This is a genomic window from Streptomyces solincola, from assembly GCF_002982015.1.
GTDB classification, from domain to species: Bacteria; Actinomycetota; Actinomycetes; order Streptomycetales; family Streptomycetaceae; genus Streptomyces; species Streptomyces solincola.
Genome location: NZ_PVLV01000003.1, coordinates 43,730 through 59,963, shown reverse-complemented (window position 1 = coordinate 59,963; position 16,234 = coordinate 43,730). Strand labels below are relative to the sequence as shown.

General features: G+C 71.2%; 13 protein-coding genes and 1 tRNA gene. 3 read left to right on the top strand and 11 right to left on the bottom strand.

Annotated features, from left to right (window positions below; genetic code table 11):
- Positions 1-104: 104 nt before the first annotated feature.
- The 11 genes from C6N75_RS00330 to dnaA all read right to left on the bottom strand — a co-directional run bounded on the left by C6N75_RS00330 (position 105) and on the right by dnaA (position 15,001).
- On the bottom strand, positions 105-1,460 hold the full coding sequence (locus C6N75_RS00330) for a hypothetical protein (RefSeq protein ID WP_146132446.1): 1,356 nt from the start codon (positions 1,458-1,460) through the stop codon (positions 105-107).
- A 181-nt stretch (positions 1,461-1,641) separates the two neighbouring features.
- Positions 1,642-1,776 carry a DLW-39 family protein gene (locus tag C6N75_RS31040; RefSeq protein ID WP_219852833.1) on the bottom strand — a complete coding sequence of 45 codons (135 nt, stop codon included), beginning with the start codon at positions 1,774-1,776 and terminating at the stop codon, positions 1,642-1,644.
- A gap of 159 nt (positions 1,777-1,935) precedes the next feature.
- Positions 1,936-2,009, bottom strand: a tRNA-Ile gene (locus C6N75_RS00320).
- Between the two features lie 137 nt (positions 2,010-2,146).
- Entirely contained in the window at positions 2,147-2,746 is a 600-nt protein-coding gene (locus C6N75_RS00315) for a DUF3566 domain-containing protein (protein ID WP_105866788.1), read from the bottom strand.
- A 3-nt stretch (positions 2,747-2,749) separates the two neighbouring features.
- Positions 2,750-5,506: a DNA gyrase subunit A gene (gene gyrA / locus C6N75_RS00310; RefSeq protein WP_105866787.1), complete on the bottom strand. Its 2,757-nt coding sequence runs from the start codon at positions 5,504-5,506 to the stop codon at positions 2,750-2,752.
- 44 nt (positions 5,507-5,550) lie between these two features.
- A complete protein-coding gene (gene gyrB, locus C6N75_RS00305; protein WP_105866786.1) occupies positions 5,551-7,635 on the bottom strand; it encodes a DNA topoisomerase (ATP-hydrolyzing) subunit B in 2,085 nt (694 codons plus the stop codon).
- Positions 7,636-8,053: 418 nt separating this feature from the next.
- Positions 8,054-8,701: a DUF721 domain-containing protein gene (locus tag C6N75_RS00300; protein WP_105866793.1), complete on the bottom strand. Its 648-nt coding sequence runs from the start codon at positions 8,699-8,701 to the stop codon at positions 8,054-8,056.
- Positions 8,702-8,715: 14 nt separating this feature from the next.
- Complete coding sequence (gene recF, locus C6N75_RS00295) at positions 8,716-9,834, bottom strand: DNA replication/repair protein RecF (RefSeq protein WP_105866785.1); 1,119 nt, start codon at positions 9,832-9,834, stop codon at positions 8,716-8,718.
- 96 nt (positions 9,835-9,930) lie between these two features.
- A complete protein-coding gene (gnd, locus tag C6N75_RS00290) occupies positions 9,931-10,815 on the bottom strand; it encodes a phosphogluconate dehydrogenase (NAD(+)-dependent, decarboxylating) (protein ID WP_105866784.1) in 885 nt (294 codons plus the stop codon).
- A 181-nt stretch (positions 10,816-10,996) separates the two neighbouring features.
- Complete coding sequence (gene dnaN, locus C6N75_RS00285; protein ID WP_105866783.1) at positions 10,997-12,127, bottom strand: DNA polymerase III subunit beta; 1,131 nt, start codon at positions 12,125-12,127, stop codon at positions 10,997-10,999.
- 990 nt (positions 12,128-13,117) lie between these two features.
- Positions 13,118-15,001, bottom strand: a complete 1,884-nt coding sequence (gene dnaA / locus C6N75_RS00280; protein WP_105866782.1) for a chromosomal replication initiator protein DnaA — start codon at positions 14,999-15,001, stop codon at positions 13,118-13,120.
- A 381-nt stretch (positions 15,002-15,382) separates the two neighbouring features.
- On the opposite strand from dnaA, the gene rpmH reads away from it, so the two are divergent.
- From rpmH to yidD, 3 genes are read left to right on the top strand one after another with little or no spacing between them, the layout of a single operon-like run.
- Positions 15,383-15,520 carry a 50S ribosomal protein L34 gene (gene rpmH / locus C6N75_RS00275; protein ID WP_006348049.1) on the top strand — a complete coding sequence of 46 codons (138 nt, stop codon included), beginning with the start codon at positions 15,383-15,385 and terminating at the stop codon, positions 15,518-15,520.
- 19 nt (positions 15,521-15,539) lie between these two features.
- Complete coding sequence (gene rnpA, locus C6N75_RS00270) at positions 15,540-15,911, top strand: ribonuclease P protein component (protein ID WP_105866781.1); 372 nt, start codon at positions 15,540-15,542, stop codon at positions 15,909-15,911.
- On the top strand, positions 15,908-16,234 hold the full coding sequence (gene yidD / locus C6N75_RS00265; protein ID WP_105866780.1) for a membrane protein insertion efficiency factor YidD: 327 nt from the start codon (positions 15,908-15,910) through the stop codon (positions 16,232-16,234). Before rnpA ends, yidD begins: the two co-directional genes overlap by 4 nt.

Genomic DNA, 16,234 nt, shown 5'->3' with positions numbered 1-16,234 from the left:
GCACCGCCCGGGGCCGCCGGCCACGGTCGCCGTCCCGGTGCTCCTGCTCGCCCTCGCCTGCTTCGCGGTCGGGTTCTGGGCCCTGGGCCGGATCTGACCCGCGCTCAGCCGCCCGCCGCGCCCCGCTCCCGGCGCCGGGAGACGAACGCCCAGCCGGCCAGCCCGGCGGCCAGGGCGCTGCCGGTGCCGAAGGCGGTCGCCGCGAGCAGCCGCATCCCGGCCCGTTCGCCGTCCCTAGCGGAAGACGCCTGCGGGGATGCGCCCCGCGCGGCGGCCTCGCGGTCGGCATCGGTGACCTGGAAGATGCCGGCCGGCCCCTCGTACCCCGGCGGCGGCGACACCTCGCCAGTGACCGGAACACTCAGTTCCAGTTCGTACGGGCCGGAGCCGAGCCCCGCGGCCAGACCCGGGCTCGCGCTGACCACCAGGTAGTACCAGCCGGCGAACCGCACGTCCCGCGGGCTGGTGCGGCCGCCGGAGCCGCCGGCCGCAGGACCGGTTGCGGCGCGGTTCTCGTAGCGGACGGCGGGCAGTGGCGGCAGCGCGGCGGTCACCGGGCGCCCTGCGGCGGCGGTCGCGTCCGCCGAGGCGACCGTCCCCAGGGCCGGGTTGTGCAGGGACAGCGTGAGCGCGCCGGTGACCAGCCCGCCGCCCGATCCGGTGAGCGCCGCCCGGGCGGAGACCCGCTGCCCCCAGTCGACCGGCACCCGGTAGAACCGCGACTCGCCCGGCCGGATGCGGTCCCTCCGCTTCCCCGCCGCCAGTGCGGCCGCGTCGGCGAACCCCCCGCCGCCCGCCACCGTCCCCGACGCGCTCTCCGACGCCGTCGCGTCACCGTCCCCTGGCACACCCTCAGGAGCGGCCGGAGCGGCCTCGGGCGGCCGTGCGGAGGGCAGGTGACGGACCCCCGGCTCCCGCTCGTGGCGCAGTTCGACCTCCCAGTTCTCCGCTCCCTCCGCGCCCGCCGCACCACGCCGTTCGACGTACGCGTAATAGGTCCCGGCCCGTCGGCACCCCGAGGCGTCGGAGGTGGCCGTGCGACCGGCGTAGGCGGTGATCGGCCGGGGGAAGGCGGCCGCGCCGAAGCGGGTCTCGTGCGAGCCGCAGATCCGTCCGTCCGGGTCGCGCAGGGAGACCGCCAGCCCCTCGGTGATCCCGACCCGGGCGGACGGCGGCGGGATCGCGACCGCCGAGAGGTACGCCTCGGAGCGGTCGTCGAGGTCCAGCCGGTAGACCCGGGTGGCACCGGCGGGCACGGCGTCCCGGTACACCCGCCCGGCCTCCAGCGGTGGCGCGTCCGGCGGGTCGGAGGCGCCGCGCACCGGGGCGGCGGCCGGGGAGAAGCGGTACGCGGACGGCTCCCCGTCCACGGCTCGCGCGGCCACCGGAGCGACCGCCGTCCACACCCCGGCGACCGCCACCACGGCCACCCACCACACCGGCCCTCGCCCGCGGCTCACCCGCGCCCCCCTATGTCACCTCATAGGTTCCTATACAGGTGCCATTCACCGCCGCTCGTTTGCTCAAGCGAACATCAGGCACGGACGGTTGTCACGTCTGCACCCTGCGCAGCGGCCCGGACAGCGAGAAGCCCCGGTCGCGCTCGGCGACCGGGGCTCGTCGGCTGACTGTGCGTCCGGCTCAGACGCCCGTGCCTGCGGGCACGGAGTCGGTCGCCTCCGTCCACAGGTCCTGCTCGGCGCGATCCGCCTGGATCTGGCGGTACACGAGGAGCCCACCGATGGCGGCCAGTGCGACCAGGAGAAGCTTCTTCACCGCGCGACCTCGTCTTTCCTTGACGTAGAAGACCCTTCTGCCGCCCGACTATACACACCGACCGATACCGATCAGTGACCTAAGGGACGCCCCGGGAGACGCTCCGGAAGAACGACGAAGACCCCCAGCCTTCCACCGGCTGGGGGTCTTGCGTCACTGTGGGGCTAACAGGATTTGAACCTGTGGCCTCATCCTTATCAGGGATGCGCTCTAACCAACTGAGCTATAGCCCCTCCGCGCTGCGCGCTGACCTCTGAAGATTAGCGCACCGAGCCGGGAGTTCCCAAATCGCAGGTCGGCGGCCGGGAGCGAGGTGCGGGGAGGGGTGCGGGCAGTCCGCTCGCACCCCCTCCGTACGGTCAGCGCCGGGTCACTCGTCCTCGGCGAGGGTCAGCTCCACGCCACCCACGAACCCGGCGGACAGGTTGTAGATGAAGGCGCCGAGCGTCGCCAGCGCGGTGGCCAGCACCACGTCGATGACCGCGATCACCGAGGTGAAGATCAGCACCCGCGGCAGCGACAGGAACGCCTGGAGGTCGAAGCCGGTGCTCTCGGTGGAGCCGGTCGCCTCGCTGATGGTGCCGCCGACGGTCGAGAAGACGCCCATGGCGTCCATGACCATCCACAGCACCGCCGCCGCCACCACCGTGCAGACGCCGAGCGCGATGGAGAGCAGGAAGCTCACCTTCATCACCGACCACGGGTCCGCCTTGGCGACCCGCAGCCGGGCCTTGCGGGTCCTCGGCGTCGTCTTGGCGCCGGTGCGCGGCCGGCGCACGGCGCTGCCGTCGTCGGCGGCGTACGCCTGCGGCGGGTGGAACGGCTGGCCCGACTCCCGGCCGGCGGGGCGCTCGGCCGGAAGGGGACCGTCGTCGTACGCGGTCCCCGTCCCCGCCTGGGAGTCCGCGGCGGAGCCGCGGGCACCGTCCGTTCCGGTGGCGGCCGATCCGGCGCCCCTGGCTCCACTCACGATCTACTCCTCGTGCTCCCCGGCCGGGGACTCCGTGTCCTCGGCCGCTGCTTCCGTGGCGCCGCTCGGTGCGGCGTCCCCGGTGTCGGCGTCCCCGCCGGCCCTGCCAGCCGGTGCGTCCGCCGCGGCGCCGCCGGTCGCGTCACTCCCGCCGGCGCCATCGGTCAAGTCGACGCCGGAGGGCCCATCGGTTCCCTCGGCGTCGATCCCGCCGTCGACTTCCTCGGCCTCGCGGCCCGCCTCGGCGTTGCGGGCGATGCCCACGACGGCGTCGCGCTTGCCCAGGTTGATCAGTTGGACGCCCATGGTGTCACGGCCGGTCTCGCGCACTCCGCTGACGCGCGTGCGGATCACACCACCGGACAGGGTGATGGCGAGGATCTCGTCGGACTCCTCCACCACCAGCGCGCCGACCAGCGACCCGCGGTCCTCCACGATCTTCGCAGCCTTGATGCCCAGACCGCCACGGCCCTGGACGCGGTATTCGTCGACGGGGGTGCGCTTGGCGTACCCGCCGTCCGTGGCGGTGAAGACGAACGTACCGGGCCGGACGACGTTCATCGAGAGCAGCTCGTCGCCTTCGCGGAAGCTCATGCCCTTGACGCCCGAGGTGGCGCGGCCCATCGGGCGCAGCGCGTCGTCCGTCGCGGTGAACCTGATCGACTGGGCCTTCTTGCTGATGAGCAGCAGGTCGTCCTCGGCGGAGACCGGCTCGGCGCCGATCAGCTCGTCGTCGCGGCCGTCCGGCATCTCGCGAAGGTTGATCGCGATGACGCCGCCGGAGCGGGCCGAGTCGTAGTCCTTCAGCGGGGTCTTCTTGACCAGGCCGGCCTTGGTGGCGAGCACCAGGTAGGGGACGGCCTCGTAGTCGCGGATCGCCAGGATCTCGGCGATCTGCTCGTCCGGCTGGAAGGCCAGCAGGTTGGCGACGTGCTGGCCGCGCGCCTCACGGCCCGCGTCGGGCAGCTCGTACGCCTTGGCCCGGTAGACCCGGCCCTTGTTGGTGAAGAACAGCAGCCAGTGGTGGGTGGTGGAGACGAAGAAGTGGTCGACGATGTCGTCCTCGCGCAGCTTCGTCCCGCGCACGCCCTTGCCGCCGCGCTTCTGGGCGCGGTAGTCGTCCGTCTTGGTCCGCTTGACGTAGCCGCCGCGGGTGACGGTGACGACGATGTCCTCCTCGGCGATCAGGTCCTCGATGGACATGTCGCCCTCGAAGGGGATCAGCTTCGTCCGCCGGTCGTCGCCGAACTTGTCCACCAGCGCGGCCAGCTCCTCGCTGACGATCTGCCGCTGGCGGGCGTCGGAGGCCAGGATCTCCTTGTACTCGCGGATCCGGGCTTCCAGCTCCTCGCTCTCCTGGATGATCTTCTGGCGCTCCAGGGCGGCGAGCCGGCGGAGCTGCATCTCCAGGATGGCGTTGGCCTGGATCTCGTCGATCCGGAGCAGGTCCATCAGGCCGTGGCGGGCCACCTCGACGGTGTCGCTGCGCCGGATCAGCGCGATGACCTCGTCGATGGCGTCCAGCGCCGCGAGCAGACCGCGCAGGATGTGTGCGCGCTCCTCGGCCTTGCGCAGCCGGAAGCGGGTGCGCCGGACGATGACCTCGATCTGGTGCGTCACCCAGTTGCGGATGAACGCGTCCAGCGACAGGGTGCGCGGCACGCCGTCGACCAGCGCCAGCATGTTGGCGCCGAAGTTGGTCTGAAGGTCGGTGTGCTTGTAGAGGTTGTTCAGCACGACCTTGGCGACCGCGTCCCGCTTGAGGACGATGACCAGGCGCTGCCCGGTGCGCGAGGAGGTCTCGTCGCGGACGTCGGCGATGCCGCCGACCTTGCCGTCCTTGACCAGGTCGGCGATCTTCTGCGCGAGGTTGTCCGGGTTGACCTGGAAGGGCAGCTCGGTGACCACCAGGCACTGGCGGTTCTGGATCTCCTCGACCTCGACGACCGCGCGCATGGTGATGGAGCCGCGCCCGGTGCGGTACGCCTCCTCGATGCCCCGGTGGCCGACGACCAGCGCGCCGGTGGGGAAGTCGGGGCCCTTGATGCGCTCGATCAGCGCGTCCAGCAGCTCCTCGTGGCTGGCGTCGGGGTGGTCCAGCGCCCACTGGGCGCCGGCCGCGACCTCGCGCAGGTTGTGCGGCGGGATGTTGGTCGCCATGCCGACCGCGATCCCGGCCGAGCCGTTGACGAGCAGGTTCGGGAAGCGGGACGGCAGGACCGTCGGCTCCTGGTTGCGCCCGTCGTAGTTGTCCTGGAAGTCGACGGTGTCCTCGTCGATGTCCCGGAGCATCTCCATGGACAGCGGCGCCATCTTGCACTCGGTGTAGCGCATGGCCGCGGCCGGGTCGTTGCCCGGGGAGCCGAAGTTGCCGTTGGAGTCGACCAGCGGCATCCGCATCGACCAGGGCTGGGCGAGCCGGACCAGGGCGTCGTAGATGGAGGTGTCGCCGTGCGGGTGGTAGGTGCCCATCACGTCGCCGACGACGCGGGCGCACTTGTAGTAGCCCTTCTCGGGGCGGTACCCACCGTCGTACATCGCGTACAGCACCCGGCGGTGCACGGGCTTGAGGCCGTCCCGGACGTCCGGCAGCGCACGCGAGACGATGACGGACATCGCGTAGTCGAGGTAGGAGCGCTGCATCTCCGTCTCGAGCCCGACGGGCTCGATGCGGAGCTGAGTCTCCTGCTCGACGACGGCCGCCACCTCGGCGGCGACCGGGGTCGGGTCGGTGGGGTCGGGCGTGTTCTCGTCGGCCATGGCCGGTGATCAGTCCTTTCGTGCGGTACTCAGCCGAGACCGACTCAGATGTCGAGGAAGCGGACGTCCTTGGCGTTGCGCTGGATGAAGGAGCGCCGGGCCTCGACGTCCTCGCCCATCAGCACCGAGAACAGGTCGTCCGCCTGGGCCGCGTCGTCCAGGGTGACCTGGCCGAGCACCCGGTGGTCGACGTCCATCGTGGTGACGCGCAGCTCCTCGGCGTTCATCTCGCCGAGACCCTTGAAGCGCTGGATGGAGTCCTCGCGGATGCGCTTGCCGTTCTGCTTGCCCAGCTCGACCAGGGCGTCGCGCTCGCGGTCGGAGTACGCGTACTCGAAGTCGTCCCGGCCCCACTTGATCTTGTACAGCGGCGGGCGGGACAGGTAGACGTGACCGGCCTCGACCAGCGGCCGCATGAAGCGGAAGAGGAAGGTCAGCAGCAGGGTGTTGATGTGCTGGCCGTCGACGTCGGCGTCCGCCATGAGAATGATCTTGTGGTAGCGGAGCTTCTCGATGTCGAAGTCCTCGTGGACCCCGGTGCCGAAGGCCGAGATCAGCGCCTGGACCTCGGTGTTCTGAAGGATCTTGTCGACCCGGGCCTTCTCGACGTTCAGGATTTTGCCGCGGATCGGCAGGATCGCCTGGTACATCGGGTTGCGGCCGGACTTCGCCGAGCCGCCGGCCGAGTCACCCTCGACGATGAAGATCTCGCACTTGGTCGGGTCGTTGGACTGGCAGTCGCTCAGCTTGCCCGGCAGTGAGGCGGACTCCAGCAGGCCCTTGCGGCGGGTGAGGTCGCGCGCCTTGCGGGCGGCGACGCGCGCGGTGGCGGCCTGGATGGACTTGCGGATGATGTCCGCGGCCTCGTTGGGGTTGCGGTCGAACCAGTCCGTCAGGTGCTCGTGCACCACCTTCTGCACGAAGGTCTTGACCTCGGTGTTGCCCAGCTTGGTCTTGGTCTGGCCCTCGAACTGCGGCTCACCCAGCTTGACCGAGATGATCGCGGTCAAGCCCTCGCGGATGTCGTCGCCGGTGAGGTTGTCGTCCTTCTCCCGCAGCAGCTTGCGGTCGCGCGCGTAGCGGTTGACCAGACCGGTCAGCGCGGCCCGGAAGCCCTCCTCGTGCGTACCGCCCTCGTGGGTGTGGATGACGTTGGCGAAGGAGTAGACACCCTCGGTGTACTGGGAGTTCCACTGCATCGCGATCTCCACCGAGAGCATCCGCTCCTTGTCCTCGGCCTCGATCGCGATGACGGTGGGGTGGATCAGCTCGCCCTTGCGCGAGTTGAGGTACTTCACGAAGTCGACGATGCCGCCCTCGTAGTAGTACGACACCGTGCGGGCCGGCTGCTCCTCGGTGGCCTCCGCCGCGTCCGGGTCGTCGGCGTTCACCGTCGCCTTGGCCGACTCGCGCTCGTCGGTCAGGTTGATGGTGACGCCCTTGTTGAGGAACGCCATCTCCTGGAACCGCCGCGACAGCGTCTCGAAGGAGTACTCGGTGGTCTCGAAGACGTCCGGGTCGGCCCAGAAGGTCACCGTGGTGCCGGTGTCCTGCACCGCCTCGTGCTTGGCCAGCGGGGCGGTCGGGACGCCGAGCTTGTACTCCTGGGTCCACCGGAAGCCGTCGGTCTTGATGTCGACCGCGACCTTGCTGGACAGCGCGTTGACCACGGAGACGCCGACGCCGTGCAGACCGCCGGAGACGGCGTACCCGCCCCCGCCGAACTTGCCGCCCGCGTGCAGCACGGTGAGCACGACCTCGACGGCCGGCTTCTTCTCCACCGGGTGGATGCCCACCGGGATGCCTCGGCCGTTGTCGACCACCCGCACGCCGCCGTCGGCCAGGATCGTGACGTCGATGGTGTCCGCGTACCCGGCCAGCGCCTCGTCGATGGAGTTGTCCACGACTTCCTGCACCATGTGGTGCAGACCGCGCTCACCGGTGGAGCCGATGTACATGCCCGGCCGCTTGCGGACCGCGTCCAGCCCTTCGAGGACGGTGATGGCGCTGGCGTCATAGGACGAGGCCCCTGGTGTGGGGGCCTCGCCGCTCTGGCCGGCGGCAGTGGACGGAAGGTTCTCGTTGGGGTTGCCGGAATCGGCCACGAAGCGCCCTTTCTGGCACAGCACAAGCCGTCTCTCGGACTCTCCGGGAGCGGCTGCGTCGTTCGACATTTCCGCGGGGGCGGGATTACTTACCAGTCTACCGGTAGCACTGACACTCGTGGCCGTTTGCGGGTGCCTGAGTACGCATGTGCCGCCCTGAACCGCCGCCGCCCGACTCCCCATATACGGGGCGGGGCTCCAGGAGGCTCACACCGCCACTCAGCGCTTCGGCCCGGCAGCTCATGGCGACCACCCCCGTCCCCGCGTACCGACCGGCGGGTACGGCACCCCGCGAACCCCGGGAACAGGGCCGTCCGAGGGGGGTGTGCGGGACCGGGCGGGGGTATCCGATCAAGTGGGAAGCGCAGACGGCTGTGGGCGATGTTTCACGTGAAACATCGCCCACAGGACGGACCAGGCAGCCGCTCGCCGCCTGGCCCAGTCAGCCGTAGTCGCCGCCCGGTCCGGTGCTGCCGGGCGCGCGCAGCGGGCCGCCGTAGCCGCGGCGGGGGCCGCCGGGGCCCAGCACCTTGATCATCCGGACCGTGCCCTGGCCCAGGTCGTCGTTGAGCCGGGCCACCAGCTTGGGGGCGAGCAGCCGGAGCTGGGTGGCCCACGCCGTGGAGTCGCACTGCACGGTCAGCACCCGCTGGTCCGGCTCCTCGTCGTAGCGCAGCGGTACGCAGTGCCGGGCCAGGTCCTCTCCGACGATCTGGGGCCAGCGGCCCATCACCCCGCCGACCGCCGCGGGGGCCTCCCAGCCGCGCTCGGTGATCAGCCGGTTGATCGCCGTGCCCAGCGGCAGCGGGTCGCGGCCGTCGGCCCGGGCGCCCGACCGCAGCCCGCCACCCCGGCGGGCCTGCTTCCGGTCACGGGCGGCCTGCCCGCGGGCCCGGGCCTGCTCCTTGGCGGCTCGCAGGGCGACCCGGGCCAGGTCCACGCCGGAGGCCTCGGGCTGCGGGGCGGCGGGAGGGGAACCGGCAGAAGCAGGGCCGGCAGGAGGGGCGCCCGCGGGACCGGCAGGAGCAGGGCCGGCAGGAGGGGCGCCCGCGGGACCGGGGGAGCCGAGGGGACCGAAGGGCTCCGGCAGGGGAGGGGTCCGGTTCACCGCCGCGCCACCTCCCCGTCCGCCACGTCGTAGCGCACCCCGGCCAGCACCCCCGGTACGTCGCCGTCCACGGCCGCGGTGACCAGCACCTGCTCGCCCGGTGCGACCAGTTCCGCCAGCCGCTCCCGGCGCCGGGTGTCCAGCTCGGCGAAGACGTCGTCGAGGACCAGCACCGGCTCGTTGCCCTCGGTGCGCAGCAGCTCGTACGAGGCCAGGCGGAGCGCCAGCGCGTACGACCAGGACTCGCCGTGACTCGCGTACCCCTTGGCGGGCAGCTCGCCCAGCTTCAGTTGCAGGTCGTCGCGGTGCGGACCGACCAGGGTCACCCCGCGCTCGATCTCCTGCTTGCGGGCCTCCGCGAGCGCCGCCGTCAGCAGCTCGTACAGCTCCTCGCGCGGCCGCACGCCGGTGGCGGCGCCCCGGTACTCCAGGGCAACCGGGCCGCCGCCGGGGGCGAGCTGGTCGTACGCCTTGACCGCCAGCGGCTGGAGCGTGGCCACCAGGTCCAGCCGCTGGGCCAGCAGCTCCGCGCCGGCCCTCGCCAGGTGCTGGTCCCACACGTCCAGCGTGGACAGGTCCATGGAGCGGCCGCCGTGCCGACGGGCCATGGCGGCGGACTTCAGCAGGGTGTTGCGCTGCCGCAGCACCCGCTCGTAGTCCGAGCGCACCCCCGCCATCCGCGGGGAGCGGGCGGTGACCAGCTCGTCCAGGAACCGGCGGCGCTCACCGGGGTCGCCCTTGACCAGGGCGAGGTCCTCGGGGGCGAACAGCACCGTACGCACGATGCCGAGCACGTCCCGGGGCCGCACCTGCGAGGAGCGGTTGATCCGGGCCCGGTTGGCGCGGCCCGGGTTCAACTCCAGCTCGACCAACTGCGAGCGCTCGCCCTGGGTGACCGAGGCCCGGATGATCGCGCGTTCGGCGCCGGTGCGCACCAGCGGGGCGTCCGAGGACACCCGGTGGCTGCCGAGGGTGGCGAGGTAGCCGACCGCCTCGACCAGATTGGTCTTGCCCTGCCCGTTGGCGCCGGTGAAGACGCTGACGCCCGGACCGAGAGGCACCTCGGCCCGGGCGTAGGAGCGGAAGTCGGCCAGCGACAGATGCGTGACGTGCATGGTGTGGCGCCGACCTTCCCCCGGCATGGCCGTACACGTCTCCGTGCACAGCCTGTGGACTGCTTCGCCCGCGGGCGGCGTAACGCCCGCGCGCGCCTACTTCTGCTTCGCGGATTCCACCGCGTGCCCGCCGAACTGGTTGCGCAGCGCGGCGATCATCTTCATCTGCGGCGAGTCGTCCTGCCGGGAGGCGAACCGCGCGAACAGCGAGGCGGTGATCGCCGGCAGCGGCACCGCGTTGTCGATGGCGGCCTCGACCGTCCACCGGCCCTCGCCGGAGTCCTGGGCGTAGCCGCGGAGCTGCTCCAGGTGCTCGTCCTCGTCCAGCGCGTTGACGGCCAGGTCGAGCAGCCAGGAGCGGATGACCGTGCCCTCCTGCCAGGAGCGGAAGACCTCGCGCACGTCGGTGACCGAGTCGACCTTCTCCAGCAGCTCCCAGCCCTCGGCATAGGCCTGCATCATCGCGTACTCGATGCCGTTGTGGACCATCTTGGCGAAGTGGCCGGCGCCGACCTTGCCGGCGTGCACCGCGCCGAAGTCGCCCTCGGGCTTGAGCGCGTCAAAGACCGGCTGGACCTTGGCGACGTTCTCCGCGGTGCCGCCGTACATCAGCGCGTAGCCGTTCTCCAGGCCCCAGACACCGCCGGAGACGCCGCAGTCGACGAAGCCGATGTCCTTCAGGCCCAGCTCGACGGCGTGCTTCTCGTCGTCGGTCCAGCGGGAGTTGCCGCCGTCCACCACGACGTCGCCGGGGGAGAGCAGCGAGGCGAGCTCGTCGATGGTGGCCTGGGTCGCGGCGCCGGCCGGGACCATGACCCACACGACCCGCGGGCCCTTGAGGGCGCCGACCAGCTCCTCCAGGCTGTTCACGTCGGCGAGGTCCGGGTTGCGGTCGTACCCGATGACGGTGTGGCCGGCGCGGCGGATGCGCTCGCGCATGTTGCCGCCCATCTTGCCGAGACCGACGAGACCGAGCTCCATCAGACATTCCTCAATCGTTGTGTGCGGAGAGTTGCCAGGGGTGCAGCCGGGGCTTCCTACCCGCGCCCGAGCCTACGCCCGGACCCCCGCGCACACCTGTGGGGTCAGCCGCTCATCGGACGGCCGTCAGCCGCCCGGCGCAGCGCCTCGCGGCGCTCTCCACTGCCGTGCCGACCGGGCGTCAGCCGCTGAGCCGCACCGGCATGATCAGGTACTTGTAGGTCTCGTCCGCCTCGGCGTCCAGCGCGGGCTTGCCGCCCAGCAGCGCCGGCTTGGTGGAGGTGGTGAAGGAGAGCTGGGCGACCGGGGAGTCGATCGCGCTCAGGCCGTCCAGCAGGAAGGTCGGGTTGAAGGCGATCGAGATGTCATCACCCTCCAGCTGGGCGTCGACCCTTTCCACAGCCTGTGCGTCGTCGCTGGAGCCGGCCTCCAGGATGAGCACGCCCTGCTCGAAGGTGAGCCGCACCGGGGTGTTCCGCTCGGCGACCAGCGCGACGCGCTTGACGGCCTCCACGAAGGGGGCGGTCTCGATCACCGCGACCGAGTTGAACTCGGTGGGGAACAGGGTGCGGTACTTCGGGAGGTCGCCCTCCAGCAGCCGGGTCGTCGTGCGGCGGCCCGCGCCCTCGAAGCCGATCAGGCCCTCGCCCTTGCCGGAGCCGGACAGCGCCAGGGTGACGGTGTCGCCGCTGGTGAGCGCCTTGGCGGTGTCCAGCAGCGTCTTGGCGGGCACCAGGGCGACGGCGGAGACGTCGGGCGCCTCGGGCTTCCAGCGGAACTCGCGGACCGCGAAGCGGTAGCGGTCGGTGGAGGCCAGGGTGACCGTCTCGCCCTCGATCTCGATGCGCACGCCGGTGAGCACCGGGAGGGTGTCGTCCCGGCCGGCCGCGATGGCGACCTGGGCGGCGGCGGAGGCGAACACCTCGCCGGGGACGGTGCCGGTGGCGGTGGGCATCTCCGGCAGCGTCGGGTACTCCTCCACCGGCAGGGTGTGGAGGGTGAAGCGGGAGGAGCCGCAGACGACGGTCGCCCGTACACCGTCTGTGGAGATCTCCACCGGGCGGTTGGGCAGGGCGCGGCAGATGTCGGCGAGCAGGCGGCCGGAGACGAGGACCGTGCCGTCCTCCTCCACCTCGGCCTCGACCGAGACCCGTGCGGACACCTCGTAGTCGAAGCTCGAGAAGCTGAGGGCGCCGTCCTCAGCCTTCAGCAGAAGGCCCGCGAGGACGGGCGCCGGCGGACGGGCCGGGAGGCTGCGGGCCACCCAGGCCACCGCCTCCGCGAGTACATCGCGCTCCACCCGGATCTTCACCGGAAACCGCCTCCTGCTGTTGCTGGCTCTCGTCGACTGCCGGACCAGTCTGACGCACGCCGCCGACAGCCGGTGCGGCTCGGGGTCAAATCGCGATCCGGCGGTCGGCGGCCAGTTGTGCACAGGCCCTGCTTCGAAGCGGATTCCGAGCTAACTATGAGTGGCAGTAGTAGTAGGGCCTGTGGAAACCGTGGATAACCTCGTTTGCCCAGGTCAACACCGATTTTTTATCCACTGCCCCTGTGGGCGGAACCGGTGGACAACTCGCCCCTTCTGTGGATGCCGGGGACTTGTCCACACTCGATGCACAGACCGGCCCGAGTTCCCCACAGCTCCGTCCCCAGTTTTACCCCGCTTGCCCACAGGGCAACCCGGCAACTTCGTGTGACCGCTTTCACTCGAAGCGGTAACCGGGCCGGAGAGGTTGCCGAACAGTGGACAGGGCTGTGGAGAAGCTGTGGATCACGGCCCCCAACCTGTGGGCCGCCGGTGGACAACCTCCGGCCGGTGCTGCGGGCAACCAAGTTGTCCACAGCCTGTGGAATCCCGTCAGCCACAAATCCACACCCCGCTGACGTGCGGTGATCCACTCTCCCCAGGGTCCTCTGTGGACAGGATCTGGACAACTCGGCAGTCCCCAGGGTGTGGACGGACCATCGGCCGGTTTTCTGTGGACGACGCCGTGACCAGGTCGTCTATTCGAACGCCACAGGCTGTGGAGGACGCCGCCGAGTGACCGCCGGCTCCGAGCAGCCCCCGCCGCCGAGCAGCCGTCGTCTCCCCCGTGGACCCCGCCGAGCGGCCTGCGAGCGCCCGCTCCGGGCTTTCCGACCCGGCCCGCGTACGCCGAAGAGGGCGCCTCCGTTCTTGGAGACGCCCTCTTCGGGAACGTGCCGCAGGCACGGCCGGGCGAGGCGCGGCGTGGCCGCGAGGCGCAGACCCGGCGGGCCCGCCCTCCCACGGCCGCCCGGCCCGCGGTGCCGCGGTGCCTCAGCCCGCCTTGATGCGGTTGGTCAGCTCGGTGACCTGGTTGTAGATCGAGCGCCGCTCCGCCATCAGCGCGCGGATCTTGCGGTCCGCGTGCATCACCGTGGTGTGGTCGCGTCCGCCGAACTGCGCGCCGATCTTCGGCAGCGACAGGTCGGTCAGCTCCCGGCACAGGTACATCGCGATCTGCCGGGCGGTCACCAGCACCCGGCTGCGCGAGGACCCGCACAGGTCCTCGACGGTGAGCCCGAAGTAGTCCGCCGTCGCCGCCATGATCGCGCCCGCGGTGATCTCGGGTGCCGCGTCCTCACCGCCCGGGATGAGGTCCTTCAGCACGCCCTCGGTGAGCCCCAGGTCCACCGGCTGCCGGTTGAGGCTGGCGAACGCCGTCACCCGGATCAGCGCCCCCTCCAGCTCCCGGATGTTGCGGGAGATCCGCGAGGCGATGAACTCCAGTACCTCCGGCGGGGCGTTGAGCTGCTCCTGCACCGCCTTCTTGCGCAGGATCGCGATCCGGGTCTCCAGCTCGGGCGGCTGGACGTCCGTGGTCAGGCCCCACTCGAAGCGGTTGCGCAGCCGGTCCTCCAGCGTCATGAGCTGCTTGGGCGGCCGGTCCGAGGAGAGCACGATCTGCTTGTTGGCGTTGTGCAGGGTGTTGAAGGTGTGGAAGAACTCCTCCTGGGTCGACTCCTTGCTGGCCAGGAACTGGATGTCGTCCACCAGCAGGATGTCCACATCCCGGTAGCGCTTGCGGAAGGTGTCGCCCTTGCCGTCGCGGATCGAGTTGATGAACTCGTTGGTGAACTCCTCCGAGCTGACGTACCGCACCCGGGTGCCCGGGTAGAGGCTGCGCGCGTAGTGCCCGATGGCGTGCAGCAGATGGGTCTTGCCGAGCCCCGACTCCCCGTACACGAAGAGCGGGTTGTACGCCTTGGCAGGCGCCTCGGCGACCGCCACGGCGGCCGCGTGCGCGAACCGGTTGGACGAGCCGATGACGAAGGTGTCGAAGAGGTACTTGGGGTTCAGCCGGGCGTGCGGCTCGCCGGGGCGGCCGGCGCCCGCCCCCGCCGTGCCGCCCGGGCCGCCCGTGCCGGCGGTGCTGCCGCTTCCGCCGGCTCCCGGCATCCCCGCACCCGGCATCCCGGGGCCGGGCATGCCGGAGCCGGACATCCCCGGTCCGCCGCCAGGCTGCTCCCGGCGGTCGCCGGGGCCCGGGTCGTAGGAGGAGTCCCCGCCCTGCGGCCCGCGGTAGTCGCGGTGGGCCTGCGGCTGGCGGGTCGCGGCGTACGGATCGCGCTCCGGGAAGCCGCCGAGCCGCTGCTGCTGCCAGGACAGGTCCTCCTGGGTGCGCGGCCAGGCGCCCGGGTCGGGGCGCTGCCGCTCGTAATCGGGGTAGGCCGGGCGGACCGCGGGCAGCCCGTCGTCCGGCAGCGGCTGGTGTCCGTAGCCCCCGCCGTCGTAACCCTCGTACGGCTTGTCGTACTGCTTGTCATACGGGCGGTCGTACGGCTTGTCGTACGAGTCCGGGGCGCCGTAGCCGTCCTGCGGCCCGCGCTCGTCGTACCGCGCCTGGCCGTGCGGCGGCGCGCCGGCCGGGGCGGTGGGCTCGCCCGCCGAGTCGTCCACCGTGATCGCGATCCGGATGGTGCGGCCGCACTCGCGGCTGAGCGTCTCGCTGATGAGCGGGGCCAGCCGGCCCTCCAGCACCCGCTTGCCCCATTCGTTGGGGACGGCGAGCAGCGCGGTGTCGGCGACGAGGGCGAGCGGCTGACACCGCTCGATCCACTGCCGGTCCTTGGCCTCGATGCTCTGCTGGCCGTCGCCGCCGAGGAGCTGGTCGATCACTCGCGGCCACACTGCGGCAAGATCAGCGGGTACGTCAGCCACAGGGCACGCTCTCTCACAGGTCCCACGAATGTGTGGTTCTCGGGACGGGGCGGAAGGACAGGCAGGAAAAGAATCCGAGTTCAGCCACGGTAGTCGGGCGGGCTCACGTCGTTCAAGTTGTTGTCCACAGCCTGTGTATAGCGACCCGGAGGCGTCCCGGACCCGGCATGCGGGTAGGGAGCTGGTTTGACCGGATGGCGTAGCCGCGCGTACCGTAACCAGGTCGAGTTGTCGATGGCTGCTGCCGCCTGCCTCCGATGGGCAAAGATCATCACGGTGATCGGTTAGCGGTGCACTCGGGCGTATTGCGAGCTACTCGTGGGCGCACGGTGACAGCCAGGCGATGTCCCGCCACCCACGATTCCCTTCTGGAGCCCCCGAGTGAGCAAGCGCACCTTCCAGCCGAACAACCGTCGTCGTGCCAAGACCCACGGTTTCCGTCTGCGCATGCGTACCCGCGCCGGCCGCGCGATCCTCGCGTCCCGCCGGAGCAAGGGTCGCGCGAGCCTGTCCGCCTGAACCGCGCGCAGGTCATGACGTGCTGCCTACCGAGAATCGGCTGAGGCGGCGCGAGGACTTCGCGACCGCGGTACGCCGAGGACGCCGGGCCGGTCGCCCGCTCCTCGTCGTCCATCTACGAAGCGGTGCCACGGACCCGCACGCGTTGGGGGAGAACGCTTCCCCGACCCGTGCGGGTTTCGTCGTCAGCAAGGCCGTCGGCGGCGCCGTGGTCCGCAACCACGTCAAGCGCCGACTGCGCCACCTGATACGGGACCGGCTGGCCTCGCTGCCCCCCGGTAGCCTGGTGGTAGTACGGGCGCTGCCCGGAGCGGGCGACGCCGACCACGCAGAACTGGCCCGAGACCTGGATGCCGCACTTCAGCGGTTGCTGGGAGGGGGCGCGCGATGAAGTACCCGCTGCTGGCCCTGATCAAGCTGTACCAGTGGACGATCAGCCCACTGCTGGGCCCGGTTTGCCGGTACTACCCCTCGTGCTCGCACTACGGCTTCACCGCGATCGACCGCCACGGCGCGCTCAAGGGCACCGCCCTGACCGCCTGGCGGATCCTGCGGTGCAATCCCTGGTCGCCGGGCGGCGTCGACCACGTACCCCCACGTAAGCGCCCCCGGTGGCACGAAATGCTGCGCGACCGACTGTGCGGCGGCAAGGGCGGGCCCTCCGCCGAGACGAGCCCGGCCGACGAGACCTCGCCCCATGCTCAAGGAGCCTGA